Origin of the sequence: Microvirga pakistanensis, from assembly GCF_004458765.1 — a bacterium.
Classification (GTDB): domain Bacteria; phylum Pseudomonadota; class Alphaproteobacteria; order Rhizobiales; family Beijerinckiaceae; genus Microvirga; species Microvirga pakistanensis.
The window spans coordinates 1-223 of sequence record NZ_SPJX01000389.1; the positions used below are offsets into that span (position 1 = coordinate 1).

Consider the following 223-nt stretch of genomic DNA (forward strand, 5'->3'; position numbering starts at 1 on the left):
CTCGAGGCGGCGCTGCTCAATCTGGTGCTCAATGCCCAGGATGCCATGCCGGACGGCGGCACCATCACCCTGGCGACCGAAACCACCGGCCCGTCTCCCAATCCGGCGGAAGTCCCCGGCAAGTCCATGCCGGACGGGCGGTGGGTTCGGATCACCGTGACGGACACCGGCATCGGAATGCCCGTGTCCGTGCTGGAGCGGGCCTTTGATCCCTTCTTCACCA

Annotated in this window: 1 protein-coding gene; it reads left to right on the plus strand. The window is 66.8% G+C overall.

Annotated features, from left to right (window positions below; translation table 11 throughout):
- The coding region (locus E4K09_RS18890) for an ATP-binding protein (protein WP_244610591.1) at positions 1-223 on the plus strand (223 nt) is incomplete at both ends.